The 15427-nt window shown below is 69.3% G+C and carries 13 protein-coding genes and 1 pseudogene; 8 read left to right on the forward strand and 6 right to left on the reverse strand.

All coding sequences use genetic code 11. The features are described from left to right. Positions 1-135 precede the first annotated feature (135 nt). Positions 136-1164, forward strand: coding sequence for an isopenicillin N synthase family dioxygenase (locus BLU79_RS33865; protein ID WP_093909806.1), 1029 nt, complete (start codon positions 136-138; stop codon positions 1162-1164). Between the two features lie 141 nt (positions 1165-1305). On the opposite strand, the gene BLU79_RS33870 is transcribed toward BLU79_RS33865, so the two are convergent. Further along, a complete protein-coding gene (locus BLU79_RS33870) occupies positions 1306-2166 on the reverse strand; it encodes a S1 family peptidase (RefSeq protein WP_371132001.1) in 861 nt (286 codons plus the stop codon). Positions 2167-2439: 273 nt separating this feature from the next. Here BLU79_RS33870 and BLU79_RS33875 point away from each other — a divergent pair, with 273 nt between their 5' ends. Next, the gene (locus BLU79_RS33875; RefSeq protein ID WP_093909993.1) at positions 2440-3615 is read left to right on the forward strand and encodes a cytochrome P450; all 1176 of its coding nucleotides are present in this window, start codon (positions 2440-2442) and stop codon (positions 3613-3615) included. Positions 3616-3700: 85 nt separating this feature from the next. On the opposite strand, the gene BLU79_RS33880 is transcribed toward BLU79_RS33875, so the two are convergent. Further along, on the reverse strand, positions 3701-4627 hold the full coding sequence (locus BLU79_RS33880) for an amidohydrolase family protein (RefSeq protein ID WP_093909808.1): 927 nt from the start codon (positions 4625-4627) through the stop codon (positions 3701-3703). Between the two features lie 57 nt (positions 4628-4684). On the opposite strand from BLU79_RS33880, the gene BLU79_RS33885 reads away from it, so the two are divergent. From BLU79_RS33885 to BLU79_RS48645, 3 genes are all read left to right on the forward strand, one after another. Beyond that, on the forward strand, positions 4685-5542 hold the full coding sequence (locus BLU79_RS33885; RefSeq protein WP_256333567.1) for an ABC transporter substrate-binding protein: 858 nt from the start codon (positions 4685-4687) through the stop codon (positions 5540-5542). Positions 5543-5891: 349 nt separating this feature from the next. Then, the gene (locus BLU79_RS33890; protein ID WP_093909809.1) at positions 5892-7001 is read left to right on the forward strand and encodes an acyl-CoA dehydrogenase family protein; all 1110 of its coding nucleotides are present in this window, start codon (positions 5892-5894) and stop codon (positions 6999-7001) included. An 8-nt stretch (positions 7002-7009) separates the two neighbouring features. Next, positions 7010-7252, forward strand: coding sequence for a hypothetical protein (locus BLU79_RS48645; protein ID WP_093909810.1), 243 nt, complete (start codon positions 7010-7012; stop codon positions 7250-7252). Between the two features lie 45 nt (positions 7253-7297). On the opposite strand, the gene BLU79_RS33900 is transcribed toward BLU79_RS48645, so the two are convergent. The 4 genes and pseudogenes from BLU79_RS33900 to BLU79_RS33915 all read right to left on the reverse strand — a co-directional run. Next, the gene (locus BLU79_RS33900) at positions 7298-8065 is read right to left on the reverse strand and encodes an NPP1 family protein (protein ID WP_093909811.1); all 768 of its coding nucleotides are present in this window, start codon (positions 8063-8065) and stop codon (positions 7298-7300) included. Between the two features lie 26 nt (positions 8066-8091). Continuing rightward, positions 8092-9207: a chitinase gene (locus tag BLU79_RS33905; protein ID WP_093909812.1), complete on the reverse strand. Its 1116-nt coding sequence runs from the start codon at positions 9205-9207 to the stop codon at positions 8092-8094. Between the two features lie 88 nt (positions 9208-9295). Continuing rightward, the gene (locus BLU79_RS33910; RefSeq protein WP_093909994.1) at positions 9296-11449 is read right to left on the reverse strand and encodes an RICIN domain-containing protein; all 2154 of its coding nucleotides are present in this window, start codon (positions 11447-11449) and stop codon (positions 9296-9298) included. Between the two features lie 105 nt (positions 11450-11554). Next, a pseudogene (locus tag BLU79_RS33915) lies at positions 11555-12424 on the reverse strand (chitinase); the annotation flags it as partial. A gap of 361 nt (positions 12425-12785) precedes the next feature. Between BLU79_RS33915 and BLU79_RS33920 the strand changes: the two are divergent. The 3 genes from BLU79_RS33920 (at position 12786) to BLU79_RS33930 (ending at position 15371) form a co-directional block, all read left to right on the forward strand. Then, complete coding sequence (locus tag BLU79_RS33920; protein ID WP_093909814.1) at positions 12786-13490, forward strand: VanZ family protein; 705 nt, start codon at positions 12786-12788, stop codon at positions 13488-13490. A 116-nt stretch (positions 13491-13606) separates the two neighbouring features. Further along, on the forward strand, positions 13607-14302 hold the full coding sequence (locus tag BLU79_RS33925; RefSeq protein ID WP_093909815.1) for a response regulator transcription factor: 696 nt from the start codon (positions 13607-13609) through the stop codon (positions 14300-14302). Further along, positions 14295-15371: a sensor histidine kinase gene (locus BLU79_RS33930; RefSeq protein WP_093909816.1), complete on the forward strand. Its 1077-nt coding sequence runs from the start codon at positions 14295-14297 to the stop codon at positions 15369-15371. Before BLU79_RS33925 ends, BLU79_RS33930 begins: the two co-directional genes overlap by 8 nt. Positions 15372-15427 lie beyond the last annotated feature (56 nt).

The raw sequence follows: 15427 nt of genomic DNA on the forward strand, positions 1-15427 counted from the left end.
ACGGCCCACGACCCCGACGCTTCTCTCCTGTCCCACCCCGCTCTCGGCGCATCCCTCGGGCAACTGACCTACCCGGCAGCCCCGTTGACGTGTGTCGCCGTGACCGGTCGGCCGTCCCCACGAAGGAACAACCCCATGGCCCAGCCCACAGCCCTGCCTGTCATCGACATCTCCCGCTTCAGTGCCCCGGACGCGGACCGCGACAGCTTCCTCGCCGAACTGCGTGCCGCGGCCCACGAGGTGGGCTTCTTCTACGTCACCGGGCACGGCGTCCCCGTATCGCTGCAGGACGAGATCCTCGGCGCGGCCCGCACCTTCTTCGCGTTGCCGGAGGAGCGGCGGCTGGAGATCGAGAACGTCAACTCACCGCAGTTCCGCGGCTATACGCGCACCGGGACCGAGCACACCGGGGGCAACGCCGACTGGCGTGAGCAGATCGACATCGGCCCGGAACGCGCGGCGCTCGACACGGGCCCGCACGACCCCGCATACCTGCGTCTGATCGGCCCCAACCAATGGCCGTCCGCGCAGCCGGAGTTGAGGGAGATCGTCCTGCGCTGGCAGGCGGAGGCGCTCCGCGTGAGCCGCGAGGTCCTGCGGGCCCTGGCGGCCGCGCTCGGACAGGACGAGGGCTACTTCGACACGTGGTTCGACGACGAGGCGGCCGTGTACGTGAAGATCGTCCACTACCCGCCGCGCGTCGCTCAGGACGCCGACCAGGGAGTGGGTGCGCACAAGGACTACGGCTACCTCGCCCTCCTGCAGCAGGACGAGGTCGGCGGGCTGCAGGTGCAGCGCGAGGACGGCGAGTGGATCGACGCCCCGCCCGTGCCCGGCGCCTTCGTGTTGAACATCGGCGAGATGCTGGAGATAGCAACCCAGGGCTATCTGAAGGCCACACAGCACCGCGTCGTCAGCCCGCAGTCGGGCGTGGAGCGGTTCTCCATCCCGTTCTTCCTGGGCCCCCGCCTCGACGCGGTCGTCGAGCCGCTGCACCTGCCGACGGAACTGGCGGCGCGCAGCCGCGGCGTCACCGACGATCCGAACAACCCCCTCCTGGCGGCCTACGGCGAGAACGCCGTGGTCGGCTGGCTCCGCTCGCATCCACGGGTGGCCGAACGTTGGTGGGCGGACGTCCTGGTCGAACAGGGTGGCGCCCGATGACCGCCCAACAACTCGGCGGCGGGGCTGTGGGACTCCTTCGAGGACGACGCGTTCCGCCATGACGAGGCGAGCGGCAGCTTCATCAGGCACCGACCTTGCCGTGACGGGCGGGCCCGCGGCCGACCGGGCCCCAACGTCCCGTCAGTAGACGGACAGCCCGTAGGCGTTCAGTACTTCCTGGATCGGCTGGTAGTAAGTGGTCCCTCCCGTGGTGCAGTTTCCTGAGCCGCCGGAGAGGATGCCGATGACCTTGTCGCCGGCGTAGAGCGGGCCGCCGCTGTCGCCCGGCTCGGCGCAGATGTTGGTCTGGATCAACCCGGAGACGATGTCGCCGCTCCCGTAGTTGACGGTCGCGTTCAGCGCGGTGACCACGCCGCATCGGACACCGGTGGTCGCTCCCCGACGGCAGACGCTCTGGCCGACGTGGGCGGTCGCGGTCCCGGTGACATCGACGGTTCCGATGGCACCGGGGTGGGGTACGGCCGGGTGGGAGTACTGGACGACGCCGAAGTCGTTGCCGGGGAAGCTGGTGCCGGTGGTGGGGCCGATCGTCGTGGTCATGGCGGAGCTGGTGTACCAGGTGGGCATGCCGTCGGTGCAGTGGCCGGCGGTGACGAAGTAGTACGTGGACGCGCTTTGCACGTTGACCCCTGCCGAGCAGCGCCGACCGGCCGCGTAGATGCCGTCGCCGCCCGACAGAAGGGTGCGCAGTCGGCCGTCGAGCCGTTCGAGGGTTATGGCACCCGCAGAACGCCCGGTGGCACGGCTGAGTCTGGCCAGGTCCGCGTCCGCGACCGTGGTGTCGGCGAGAACCCGCAGCTTCCCGGTGCGCTCGTCCACGGCCCAGGTCGTTCCGGCGATTGCCAGGGATTCGACAGCGGAGGCAACTCTGGACACTGCGGCGGCGGATGGTGCGGTGCCCGTCGCAGGCGCTGCTGCCGCGCTGGTGTCGGACACCGCGAGAGCGGTTACGACAAGCAAGCTCAACACCGAGGCGATCAGCGGTGAACGTCTGACGGTGGTACGGCGTGCTCTGGTCACCCAAGTCTCCCCGTGGACGGTGGGTCAGGTTCGCACCACGCCCGCCTGGCCGGCGGGTGTGCTGCGCTTCCGTGCCGTGGTGCTTCGGTGCGGGCCAACGCCTCAGTGTGCCCGGGTGCGCTCGCCGGGGGTAGGTGACGATCCGGACCGGCAGGTGAGGCTGAGCCTTTTCCGGGGTACGTGATCACGGTACGGATCTTCCAGTCGCGCCGCGCGCAGAGAGTCGAGCAATGGATGAGGGTTGTCGAGTCCTTCCCGCTCGGTGCCGCGACCACGATCGCCGAACTCGCCCAGGATCCGCATCGACGGCTGGCGCTGCTCCGTGCGCACGAGCCCGTGTCCTGGCTGCCCGAGCTGGACGGCTGGCTGGTGACCCGTCGCGACCTCGCGGTGAGTGTGATGCGGGACGCCGCGACCTTCACCGTCGACGATCCCCGGTTCTCCACCGCACAGGTCGTCGGGCCGAGCATGCTGTCCCTGGACGGCGACGAGCACACCCGGCACCGTGAGCCCTTCGCCGCTCCTTTCCGCCCTCGGGAGGTGCATGCCGGGTTCGCCTCGTTCATCGAGCGGGAGTCCGACCGGCTCATGGCCGCACTGGAGCCTGCGGGCGCCGGCGAGATACGCGGTGCGTTCGCCGCTCCGCTCGCCGTCGCCGTCGTGGCCGAGGCACTGGGGCTGGTAGGCGTCCATGCGGGCACGGTGCTTGCCTGGTACGACTCCATCGTGCGATCGGTCTCGGACATCACCGCCGGACATGCCGCGGGGCCCGCCGGTGCCGCGGCGTACGCGCAGCTACGGGCGGCTGTGGAGACCACCGTCACCGACCGGACAGTTCCCTCGCTCCTCGTCTCCGCTGCCAGGCAGTTGGATCTGCCCGAGGTGGTGTCCAATGCCGCGGTCCTGATGTTCGGAGGCATCGAGACCACCGAAGCGATGATCACCAACGCGCTGTTGCATCTGCTGCGACACCCCGACCAGCTCGCTCTTGTCCGGGGCGACGCCGACCTGTTGGACAGTGCGATCGAGGAGTCGCTGCGTCTCGAACCCGGCGCGGCGCTCGTGGACCGCTACGCCACCCGGGACACCGTCCTCGGCTCGGCCACGATCCGCCGGGGTGAAGCGGTCACGGTCTCCCTGGCGGGAGCCAACCGCGACCCGGATGTCTTCCCAGACCCCGATCGGTTCGATGTCCGTCGCGAGAACGTCCGGCTCCAACTGGCGTTCGCCCACGGCCCGCACCACTGCATCGCCGCGCACCTCGCCCGACTGGAGACCCGCATCGCCCTCCGGCACCTGCTCGAACGACTCCCCGCCCTGCGCCTCGACCCGGACTTCCCCACTGCGCCGTACGGTCTGGTCTTCCGCAAGCCGCCCACCTTGCATGTGCTGTGGGACAACCCTGTCTGACTCGCCCGCCAGGCCCGGAGCGCGGTGGTGTCGATCGCGGCCGTGTTCATGGGCATCGCTGTATGTGGGTACGTAGCCGAGTGTCTCACCGGACGGGCGATTGACCGGCACGGCTGTTTCCGGTGAGCAGTCGTCGGGGATTGGCGATGCGGAAGGCGTCCGCCGCTGCTCCGCCCAGACCGAAGCCGGGATGTTGCGGCGGCTCCGCGTAGGGCCGGTCCGAGCCCTGGACGACGGCGTCCCCACCGAGGGCGCGGACGATCGCGTCGACGGCGCGTGGGCCGTACGAGGACGTCTCGACGAACACATCCGGGGCCACTTCGACGCCGCCCCCGTCGCCCCGGGCGGCGAAGCGCTCCCCGTGCAGCGGAGCGAGCCCGGCCAGCAGGGCGAAGCACACCCGCAGGCGCGGATGGCGTGCGCGGCCGAAGGCTCGGAAGGCGAACCAGGCCGCGTGCATCTGCTGGACGTAGGGGACCATCGCGGGCCACCAACCGGGCCCCTCGGACTGGCCGGCCGCCGGGCCCGGGTGGACGAACAGCGGGAGATCGCGCTCTTCGAGCAGGTCGAGCAGCGGGGCGCACCGCGCGTAACCGCCCGCGTCGGCAAGGGCGTTCGCCGGGAGCTGGAGGCCGACGAAACCCCGGGCTAGATCCTCGGCCGTCGCCTTCGTATCAATGTCCCGTACGCAGGCGGCGGCCCAGGCTCCGAACGGCTCGGGGAGTGCGGCCGCGCCCTCATGGTAGGCGTCGAGCAGGGGGCGTGCCTTGGCCGAGGGCAGCCATTCCACGCCGATCGGGGCGGAGAGCGAGACGAGTGCCCGGCCGAGGCCGTCGGCGACCGCGAGCTCTGCGCGCCGTGTCACGTCGTGGTCGGCGGGCGGGATCTCGTAGGGCGGCTCACCGTTCAAAATCAGGGTCCAGCCGTCCAGGAACGGCGGTTCAGTGCGGGAACGCAGGGCCGCCACCAGTGGCGGGGTCCACAGATGCTGGTGCACGTCGACGTTGGTCATGAAGCTTCTCCCACCACGGTTGAGGCCCCTCCTGCTACGGCCGGCGTCCCTCCCACGATGGTGCGCAGTGCGCTCCGGACGCCATGGGAACCCAGGACGTCGCGGTGCACCGCCTCCACGTCCACGCCGCAGGGCCGGTCGTCGTCCAGGCGGTGGACGATCTCCCGGATCGCGCGGTGCAGGAACCGAGGTCCCCGCCCCAGGGCGGACATCGGGGCCCGTGAGGTCTACTACGACCAGGTGGTCAAGGGGGGCATCCAGGTCTTCCCGGAGTACAACGGCGCCCTGCTGGCGACGGCGGTCGACAAGGCCAGCACCGCGACCGACACGGAGGACATCAACGCCGAACTGAGGAAGAAGCTCCCGTCGTCGGTGGAGATCCTCGACTCCGCCGAGGCCCAGGACAAGGACTCGGTCACGGTCACCGCCGCGACGGCCAAGAAGTACAACCTCAAGACCCTCGCCGACCTCAAGCCGGTCGCGGGGGAGTGGACGATCGGCGCCGGCTCGGAGTTCAAGACCCGTACGCAGGGCTGGGTCGGTCTGAAGAAGATCTACGGCGTCGAGTTCGGGAAGTTCCAGCCGCTCGACGCGGGTGCCCAGAGCACCCTGCTGAAGCTGTTGAACTCGGACAAGGTGCAGGCCGCGAACATCTACACCACCGATCCCGCCATCGTCGAGGACAAGTTGGTGGTGCTGGAGGACCCGAAGAACCTCTTCTCCTCGCAGAACCTCACGCCCCTGGTCCACAAGTCCGGGGTCAACGACACGGCCAAGGCGGCACTCAACGGCGTCTCGGCCAAGCTCACCACCACGGACCTGCTGGACATGATGAAGAAGCTGGTCAATGACAAGGAGGACGCCGCCACCGTCGCCAAGGAGTGGCTGACGAAGGCCGGCCTCACGACCACCTGACCGGTTCGGCCACGCCGACATCGTCCTCCGCGCACAACTCCCCGCACTCTTCCCCGCACACAGGGCAGGAGTGCGGGGACCCGCCGGGATCGCCCGCGGGCCGATGAGGTCGGGCGCCCTGGGCTTCGGACCGATCCAGGAGTCAGCTTTCTCCCGTAGGGAACCGGGAGGCCCCATGAAGGATCTAGAGCGGGCCGACTACCGCCGTCGTCACGCGTTCCGCCTCCGGGCCCTAGGGAATTCCCTTACTTGACGTGGTTCAAGTCCCCATGATGGGGGGCCTGTTGACCGCTCAGCGTGAGGACATGGCGGGCACCTGAACCGCCCGACAATGCGAGGAGATCCCCTCATGACGCACTTCGATCAGGTGCTGGCGCTGGTCGCCGAACGGCGGGCCGAATTCGAGGAGAAGCGGCACGTTCCGCGGGATGTGATCGCCGTGTTCAAGGACGCGGGAATCTACCGGGCGAGCGCGCCGAAGCGTTTCGGTGGCGACGCCCTTCCGCCCGCGGAGTTCCTCCGCCTCATCGAGCGGATATCGGCCGTCGACGCCTCGGCCGGCTGGGTCGCGAGCTTCGGATCGTCCCTGGTCTACCTGGCGGCCCTGCCGCTGGACACCCAGGCCGAGTTGTATGCCGCCGGACCCGATGTCGTCTTCGCGGGCGGTCTGTTCCCCGTACAGCCCGCCGAACGCGTCGAGGGCGGTTTCCGGGTCTCGGGCCGATGGAGGTTCGCCAGCGGCTGCAAGGGCGCGGACGTCCTCGGCGTCGGCGTCAAGGCGGGCGAGGACAGGGCCGGCCGGCCCCTCACCGCCGTACTGCGGCCGGACCAGGTGGAGATCGCCGAGAACTGGGACGTCGTCGGCCTGCGCGGCACCGGTAGCCATGACCTGGTGGTCGACGGGCCCGTCGTACCCGAAGAGTGGACGTTCGTCCGCGGCGGCGATGCCACGGTCGACGAACCGCTCTACCGTTACCCGACGGTCCCCTACGCCGCGCAGGTCCTGGCCGTCGTCGGTCTGGGAACGGCCCGCGCCGCCCTCGACCACGTCATCGCGCAGGGCGCCCGCTCCGGCTACACCGGCGCCCCCAAGCCCGCAGACCGCGCCACGTACCGCATCGCGGTCGGCCAGGCGGAGGCCCAACTCCGTTCCGCGCGCGCCTTCTTCTACGAGGCCACGGAGGAGGCCTGGGCGACGGTCAAGGCGGGAGACCCGGCGACGGACGAGCAGGCGAGCGCGCTGCGTCTGGCGTCCGCGCATCTCGCCAAGACCTCCTTCGAGGTCGTACGGGCCGCGTACCAACTCGGCGGAATTGGCGCCATCGCCGACGGCAGCCCCCTCCAGCGCCACCTGCGCGACGCGTCGGTCGTCCCGCAGCACGCCTTCCTCCAGGAGGGCATGTACGACGGCGCCGGTGCGGTCCTGATGGGTGTCCAACCCTTCGCCGGTTACCTCTGAAGGCAGGGTTGCTCACCAAGCAAGTCTCCGAACTGGCCGGGGTGACAGTGGCCGTCGACGGCATGAAGGTCGAAGTCCCGGACTGCTCAAGAGAGTTGGCCGACACTCACGCTGTCGTCATGGCTTACGAGGCCGCCCGCACCCTGGCCACCAAGGCCGAGTATCCCGAGTCGCTGAGCGGACACGGCCACCCCGACCGCGTGGGCCGACTGCTCGGCGTGGCCGACGTGGTCGAGGAGGCCGTACGGTGAAGATCACCGCGATGGAGAATGTCCCGTACGCTGCAGGGCCGAGCCTCAGCCGTTCGGATCGAAGGGGATTCCGGACGGCTTCGCGTGGTCCAGGGCCCACTGGAAGTCGCCGTCGTCGATCTTGATCGTCGCCGAGCCGAAGTCCGCGCTCATGAGCCTGTCGCGGTAGCCGGCCGGGTAGCCGTTCCAGCCGACGAGGCGTGGGTAGAACCAGTTGCCCGTCGCGTTCTCCGCCGGCTCGTCGTTGCCGTTGGCGAAGCGGAAGCAGTGACTCGAGACGCCGTCCTTGTGGTAGACGATCTTCGGGTGGGTGCCGTCGAAGCGGATCGCCGAACGGGCGGCCACCTGGTAGCCGCCGTGCTGGGACACCGACACGTATTGGACCTCGTTGTCGCGGATCCACACGATGACGTGCTCCCAGTCGTGGGTGTGACCGAGGGCCGCCGGACCGAGGGTGATCTGGTCCTTCTCGAAGTAGCTGGCGTACATCACGGCACACCAGCCGTTGTTGCACTTCGAGCGCGAATACGTGTTGGCGTTGGCCAGCTGGACGTAGTCGTGGCACTTGCCGTTGACGTCGCCGCCGAGCTTCAGACCCGGGTTGAGGGTGCCGTCGGCGCCGATGGCGGCGGTGGCGTAGCAGCCGTCGCCGTCGTAGTCGTAGGCGGGGGAGAAGGTCTGGTCCAGGCCGTCCGCGTTCTGCGGCAGCAGGGTCAGGACATTCGCGTGGGCGGTCGCCGGGACCGCGACGACGAGCGTCAGCGCGCCGACCGCTCCGAGGAGGAGCTTGGCCAGGGGGCCCAACTTGCGCATCTCTACTCCTAGTTGAGTACTGGCCGTCAGCAGTAGAGGTTGTTGCCGGGCGAGACGCCGAGAATCGAGGTGAACCGGTTGTAGGCGTCCACCCGGCTCTGCACCTGGGCCGGGTTCTTGCCGTCGCACTCCAGGGAGCCGTTGATGGAGCGGATGGTCTGGCCAAAGCCGGCCTGGTTGACCATGGCGTTGTGCGGGGTCATCGTGCCGGGGCCGGACTGGGTGTTCCAATACCACAGGCCGGTCTTCCAGGCGACGGAGGCGTCGTTCTGCACGAGCCACGGGTTGCCCAGCAGATCGAGACCGAGCGCGTCCCCGGCGGCCTTGTAGTTGAAGTTCCACGACAGCTGGATCGGGCCGCGCCCGTAGTAGGCGGCCTGGCCCGCCGGGCAGCCGTATGACTGGCTCCAGTCGCAGTAGTGGGGGTAGTTGGCGGTGTTCTGCTCCACGATGTGGACCAGTCCGCCGGTCTCGTGGTTGACGTTGGCGAGGAAGGCCGCGGCCTCCTGCTTCCTCACCGTGTCGCTGCCGGTCTTGGCGAAGCCGGGGTAGGCGCTCAGTGCGGCGACCAGGCCGCTGTACGTGTAGAACGAGTTCCGGCTCGGGAACATCTGGTTGAACTGCGCCTCGGTGACGACGAATCCGGACGGGTTGCCGTTGCCTCCGCCCGCGGGCGCGTTCCACTTCTGGTTCGCGGCGCCCGTGCAGGTCCAGATCTGCAGCCGGGTGCCGTTGGCGCTGTTGTTGTCCCGGACGTCCAGGCACTTGTTCGCGGCCGGGTTCACGATGTCGCGGGCCGCGGTGACCACCCACTGCTGGTTGCTGCCGCCGGAGCAGTCCCACAGTTGGACCGCCGCGCCGTCCGCGGTGCCGCGCTCGACGACGTCCAGACACTTGCCGAGCGCGCGCAGCGTCCCGTCACCGGGGTTGGACCAGGTCTGGGCGCCCGTTCCGTTGCAGTCGTAGAGCTGTACGGCGGTGCCGTTGGCGCTGGAGGCACCCGCGACGTCGACACACTTGCCGGCGAGTCCGGTGATCGTGCCGTCGGCGGCCTGGGCGGGAGTCACGGTGAACAGCGTGGTGAGAAGGGCGGAGAGAACGGCGAGGACCGCGAGCCGGGGTCTGCGCTGGGTCAGGGACATGACTGAGGACGCTCCTTGGAGGTGTCGGGGGTGGGTCGGCCGCCCCTCGGGCAGAGCGGGACGGCCGACGGCGGAGCTGGGTGGCGCGCTAGGGGTAGCTGGTCAGATTGGCCACGTTGGTCGTGGAGTTGGACGGGCCCCCCGTGTTGTTGACGACGTGCCGAATGGTGCCTGTGCCGCCCAGGGAGACCGTCACCATGCTGGTGAAGCGGACGCCCGAGTTGTTCGGCGCCTCGATGGCACGCTCGGCGGCCACGCCCGGGTTGACGTTGAAGTAGCAGTAGCTGCCGAGACCGTAGGCCTGGTGGCTGGTGACCGAGGCGGCGACCTTGTAGGCCGCGTAGCCCTGCGTCGAGCCGTTCATCCAGGACGCCTGGTTCGGTGGGTCGTACGGCATCTCGTTCTGGTAGAAGTACGTCCGCCCGCCATTGCCGTTCCAGATGGTCTGGTACTTCTGGTAGTGCTCGACGAACAGGCCGTACGCGGTGACGTTGTCACCGTTGACGATCAGGCCGGTGTCGCCGGTGTTGCTGGTCCAGCCGACGCCGCTGCCGTGGTCGGCGCGCCAGATCCAGGTGTGGTCGGCGATGACGTTGTCGCTGTTGATCACCAGGCTGGTGGTCGCCTTGCCGACGGCGGCGCCACCGACGCGGAAGTACACGTCGTGCAGGGACGTCGGGTTGGCGGCGTGCGAGGCGGAGGAGTTGCCGGGGCCGATCTCCACGAGGGTGCTGGAGTTCGTCGTGCCGGCGTCGAAGAGCACACCGGCGATCTTGACGCCGTCGACGTCGGCCACCCGCATGGCGGTGACGCCGTTGTCCGGGATGAAGGTCGCGAGGCCCAGACCGAGGATGACGGTGTCGGCGCGGTTGACCTGAAGGGTCTGGTCGAGGTGGTGGACACCGGGCGTGACCAGCAGGTTCAGGCCCGAGGCCAGCGCGGAGTTGATCTGCGCGGCGGTGGTGCCCTGCCGGACGACGAAGAACTGGCTCAGCGGGAGCGAGCTGCCCGAGGCACCGTTCGCCCAGCTGATGCCGGTGGAGTTGGCCCGGGTCGTCGGCACGAACACCTGGTAGGCACCGTTCTCGTCGACGTACAGGAACGGCTTCTCGCGGCTGACCGGGGTCTGCGCGACCGCGGTGTACGGCGGGCTGGGGAAGCTGGTGGCCGGGACGCCCTGGCTGCCGACGAAGACCATGTTCCAGTTGGAGCCGGTCCAGCTGCCGAGCTGGGAGTTGCGGGTCAGCCACTGCTGCTGGCTGCCGGAGTTGACCTGACCGTCGACCTTGGTGTCGGCGAAGAGGCCACCGCTGGACCAGCCGCTGTCGTCCAGGGCGAGGTTGCCGCGCAGATGCATCCGGCGGTACGCCGCCGCCTGCGAGACCGCCCAACGGTCGCTGCCGTTCGTCGGGTTGACCGAGAGGTTCTCGGCGCCGCGCCAGAAGTTCTGCGTCGCGTTGCCCTGGAACCAGTCGGCCTCGGCGTGCACCGCGCCGTTGATCGTGACCGCGTCCGGGGTCAGACCGAGACCGGCGACCTGGGTGTAGAAGCCGACGTTGACGTCCGCGTTGTAGGAGCCCGGCTTGAACAGGACGGCGTAGCGCTGGGAGCCGAACTGGTTCGTCTCCTGCTGCTGGAAGACAGTGTTGAGCCTGCTCTGGATCGTGGCCGCCGACATGGACGGGTCGAAGACGACCACGTTCGGGCCGAGGTCGGGATTGGTGGCCGACTGGGTCACGGGGACCACCTGGAAGCGCTGGGCGGCGCTGCCGTTGCACGTGTACTGCACGAACTGCACGCTGTCGGCCGTCGAGGCGCCTGGGTCGTCCAGGCACTTGCCGCTGTTGCGGTTGACGAAGTGGTAGGCGCCGCCGCCTTCGTGGACGGGCAGCCACTGCTGGTTGGTGCCGCCGCCGTAGGCCCACAGGTGTACGGGCGCGTTGTCGACCGTGGACACGTCGGCGACGTCCACGACCTGGTCGGTGTTGTTGCGGTTGTTGATACGGACGTAGCCGTCACCGGTGGTGGTGAAGCTCCACTGCTGGGCCGTGGAGGCGTTGCACGAGTACTGCTGCACCACGGTGCCGTTGGCGGTGGCCGCCGACCGGGCGTCCAGGCATCGGCCGCTCGCGGCGTTCATCACGGTCGCGAAGTCGGCGGGCAGTGCGGCGGCCGCGCTCTCCGCCGCACTCGCGGGCGCGGGAGCGGGTGCGGTGGTGAGCAGGGAGGCGACGGCCGCGATGACGACACCGGAAGCGGTGGATCTGCGGCGGCGCTTGAGCGCGGAGCGCAAAGAGGTGAGCACGGGTTCTCCTTGCCGAAGGAGTGCGGGTGTGGGGTGGTCGGGTCAGCCGGTGTACGCCGCGAAGACGCGGGTGTAGTCCCAGTCGGACTGGCTCACGCCGGAGCAGCTGTCGGCGGGGCCGCCGGTGCACGGACGGTCGCGGTTGGCGGACCAGAACGTCAGCCGGGCCAGGTGGTGCTGCTGGGCGTAGGCGAGCATCGTGCGGAAGTCGGCGACCGTGACGGTCTCGCCCTGGTCGGTGACGCCGTTCATCGACGAGATGCCCATCAGCCGGTAGGCCTGGTCGTCGGTGTAGCCGTAGGCGTTCTTCAGCGCGTTCTTGAGGCCTTCGGCGGCCCGCGTGCTGAGGTTGCCCATGTTCTGGCCGACGCCGCCGAAGTTGAACGGCATGATCGTCCAGGCGTCCACGGTCAGACCGGAGGCGGCGGCCCGGTTGATCAGGCTGGTGTCGGGGCCGCTCTGCCCGGTGCCGATGGTGACGTAGACCTTCAGGCCGGGGTTGCTTGCCTTCACGGTCTTGAGCGCGTCGACCGTGCGCTGCTGCACGGTGGGGCTGTCGTAGGCGTCGGCCTCCAGGTCGATGTCGATCGCCTTGAGACCGAACGCGGTGATGACCCTCTGGTACGCGGCGGCCAGTTCGCGCGCGCTGGAGCAGGAGCTTTCCAGCTTGTTTCCGCTCCACCCGCCGAAGGACGGCACGACGTCGCCGCCGTTCGCCCGCACGGTGTTGACCGTCTGCTGGTCGACACCTCCGGTCAGCGCCCGGCTGCCGTCCCACTGCGGGTTGCAGTAGCCGTTGCTGAGCACGAAGGCGAGGGTGAAGTACTTGACGCCGGTGGCGTTGGTGACCGTGGTGGGGTTCGGCGGGCTGCCCCAGCCGTTGTAGAGGTACGGCGCCACGGCCGTCGACGCGGACGGGGCGATGCCGTCGCCGGGGGCGGGCGAGGCCGCCAGGCCGGAGGCGAGGGAGAGAGCGGCGAGGGAGACAGCCGTGAGGAGAGTTTTGGGCATGTGTGCAGAGGCCCTTCGTGGGGGGTGAACAACCGAGGCCGCGTTCACTGCATGAACGGTGAATGCGTCACGCGCTGAGATGCTGACCCGTGAACCTAAAGGTCTGTACCACTTTCGTCAAGACGTGAAGTAAGTGGTGAAGCAGTTGAGTTGCTGCTTCCGGTCAGGAGTCGGTCGTCCGCGCGGGGAGCGGGCCCGTGTATCGCGGGCGTATCGAAAATCGCATACGCCACCGCAACGGCCCTCCGCCTCCAATAGGGGCATGAATCACGACGCAGCCCTGTCAGCACCGCCCGGCCGTACGCGCAGGATCGTGCTCCTCAGCCTGGCGATCCTCGGTCTGGCGAGCGCCGTGTTCCTCGTGCGGGGGCCGCTCATGATGTCCGCTCCGAGGTGCATGGCCGGGCAGTGGCACGGCTGCTTCGACACGTTCAACGGTGTGGTGCTCATGACGTTGGTCGCGCTGCCTTTGGCCGTGCTGGTGGCGTGGGCTCTGGCGCACCGTCGGCGTGCCGCCGGCGCCACGTCGGCGTGGCGGAGGTCGCTGGCCGAGGTGGGCATGGTGCACGGGACGGTGCCGTTCCTGTGGCTGACCATGATGCCGGGCGCCGGGGCCGGCACCGTCCCCGCCCGGGTGAGCCTGGTACCGCTGCGGGACCTCGTGACGATGGGGTCGCTCGGGATCGTCGGGAACCTGTTGGTCTTCGCGTCGCTGGGGTTCTTCGCCCCGATGCGGTTCGCGGCGCTGGCGTCCGTGCCGCGGATCCTGGCGCTCGGGGCGGGATGCTCGGTCCTGGTCGAGACCGCGCAGTACGTCCTGCGGCTCGACCGGGTGTCCTCCGTGGACGACGTACTGGTCAACGCCGCGGGTGCCGTGCTGGCCGGGCTGGCGTCGCGCCGCTGGTGGCGCACCGCGGCGGACGCGCCGTCGGACCGGCCTCGCCCCGCGCCGGCACCGGCGGGCTGAGTCGCGCGTCCAGTGTGCACCCGTCAGCGCATACGTCATCGCACACCTCTCCGCACACCTCTGCACACATGTCTTTGCATACGTCGGCGATATGTTGCGCTGCTTAGGCTTCGGACATGCGCGTACTGATCGTGGAGGACGAGCCCCACCTGGCCGAAGCGGTCCGTGACGGTCTACGGCTGGAGGCGATCGCCGCCGACATCGCATGCGACGGCGACTCCGCCCTGGAGCTGCTCAGCGTCAACTCCTACGACCTCGCGGTCCTCGATCGCGACATCCCCGGCCCCTCCGGCGACGAGGTCGCCCGGCGCATCGTCGCCTCCGGCAGCGGCATCCCGATCCTCATGCTCACCGCCGCCGACCGGATCGACGACAAGGCTTCCGGGTTCGAGCTCGGCGCCGACGACTACCTCACCAAACCGTTCGACCTGCGGGAGCTGGTCCTGCGGCTGAGGGCGCTCGATCGCAGACGCGCGTACGCCCGGCCCCCGGTCCGTGAGATCGCGGGCCTCAGGCTCGACCCCTTCCGCCGGGAGGTCTTCCGCGACGGACGCTACGTCGCCCTCACCCGCAAACAGTTCGCCGTGCTGGAAGTCCTCGTCGCCGCCGAGGGCGGGGTCGTCAGCGCCGAGGAACTGCTGGAACGGGCCTGGGACGAGAACGCCGACCCCCTCACCAATGCCGTACGCATCACCGTCTCCGCACTGCGCAAACGGCTCGGTGAACCATGGATCATCGCCACGGTGCCCGGTATCGGCTACCGGATCGACACCGGTATGGACACCAGCGCCCCCGGCAGTACCCATGGATAGACGCCCAGGGCTCAGCACCCGACTGAAACTCACCCTCAGCTACGCCGGATTCCTCGCCGTCGCCGGTGCTCTCCTGCTGGCCGTGGTGTGGATGTTCCTGCTGCGCTACGTACCCGACAACTCGCAGGGCCTTCTCGGGATCTCGCCCAACCGCTACCTCCTTGTGCGGACCTTCGCCCCCGCCGCGGCCGTGGCGATGGCGTTCCTGCTCGTGTTCGGCCTCGTCGGGGGATGGATCCTCGCCGGCCGGATGCTCGCACCACTCACACAGATCACGGATGCGGCGCGGATGGCCGGGAACGGGTCGCTGTCCCACCGGATCCGTATGAAGGGCCGCAAGGACGAATTCCGTGAACTCTCCGATGTGTTCGACTCGATGCTCGAACAACTCGAGTCCCACGTCGCCGAGCAGCGGAGGTTCGCCGCGAACGCCTCCCACGAACTGCGCACCCCGCTGGCGATCTCGCGGACGCTCCTCGACGTCGCCCGCAAGGACCCCACGCGGGACCGGGGCGAACTCATCGAACGCCTGCATGCCGCAAATACGCGGGCGGTCGACCTCACCGAGGCCCTCTTGCTGCTCAGCCGCGGCGACCGCGGAAACTTCACGCGCGAGAGCGTCGACCTCTCCCTCATCGCCGAAGAAGCAGCCGAAACGCTGCTTCCCCTCGCCGAACAGCGCCGGACCACGCTCGACGTCACCGGCGGGGCGGCCCGGACCAGCGGCTCCGCGGAGCTCCTGCTGCGGATGGTGACGAACCTCGTCCAGAACGCCATCGTCCACAACCTCCCCGCCGGCGGCACCGTGACGGTCCGGACCGAGGCGCACGGCGACACGAGCGTGCTGCGGGTCGAGAACACGGGCCGTCGGCTCCCACCGGAACTGCTGCCGACCCTCACCGAACCCTTCCAGCGCGGAACGGAACGCGTACGCACCGACGAGCACGTCGGCGTAGGCCTCGGCCTGGCCATCGTGCACAGCATCGTCCGCGCCCACGACGGGACCCTCGACCTCGCCCCTCGCCCCGCCGGCGGCCTCCTTGTCACGGTCCGGCTTCGCAGGCCGTAGAAACGCCTCCGGCCCGCGTCGGCACGCCGTACGGCGGTCACCCAGTCGAAGTCATC

The sequence above is a fragment of the Streptomyces sp. cf386 genome (assembly GCF_900103585.1).
Lineage (GTDB): Bacteria > Actinomycetota > Actinomycetes > Streptomycetales > Streptomycetaceae > Streptomyces.

Coding starts and splice junctions, on each gene's coding strand:
- BLU79_RS33865 (WP_093909806.1), top strand. CDS start 136: ATGGCCCAGCCCACAGCCCTGCCTGTCATCGACATCTCCCGCTTCAGT.
- BLU79_RS33875 (WP_093909993.1), top strand. CDS start 2,440: ATGAGGGTTGTCGAGTCCTTCCCGCTCGGTGCCGCGACCACGATCGCC.
- BLU79_RS33880 (WP_093909808.1), bottom strand. CDS start 4,627: ATGACCAACGTCGACGTGCACCAGCATCTGTGGACCCCGCCACTGGTG.
- BLU79_RS33885 (WP_256333567.1), top strand. CDS start 4,685: ATGGTGCGCAGTGCGCTCCGGACGCCATGGGAACCCAGGACGTCGCGG.
- BLU79_RS33890 (WP_093909809.1), top strand. CDS start 5,892: ATGACGCACTTCGATCAGGTGCTGGCGCTGGTCGCCGAACGGCGGGCC.
- BLU79_RS33900 (WP_093909811.1), bottom strand. CDS start 8,065: ATGCGCAAGTTGGGCCCCCTGGCCAAGCTCCTCCTCGGAGCGGTCGGC.
- BLU79_RS33905 (WP_093909812.1), bottom strand. CDS start 9,207: ATGTCCCTGACCCAGCGCAGACCCCGGCTCGCGGTCCTCGCCGTTCTC.
- BLU79_RS33920 (WP_093909814.1), top strand. CDS start 12,786: ATGAATCACGACGCAGCCCTGTCAGCACCGCCCGGCCGTACGCGCAGG.
- BLU79_RS33925 (WP_093909815.1), top strand. CDS start 13,607: ATGCGCGTACTGATCGTGGAGGACGAGCCCCACCTGGCCGAAGCGGTC.
- BLU79_RS33930 (WP_093909816.1), top strand. CDS start 14,295: ATGGATAGACGCCCAGGGCTCAGCACCCGACTGAAACTCACCCTCAGC.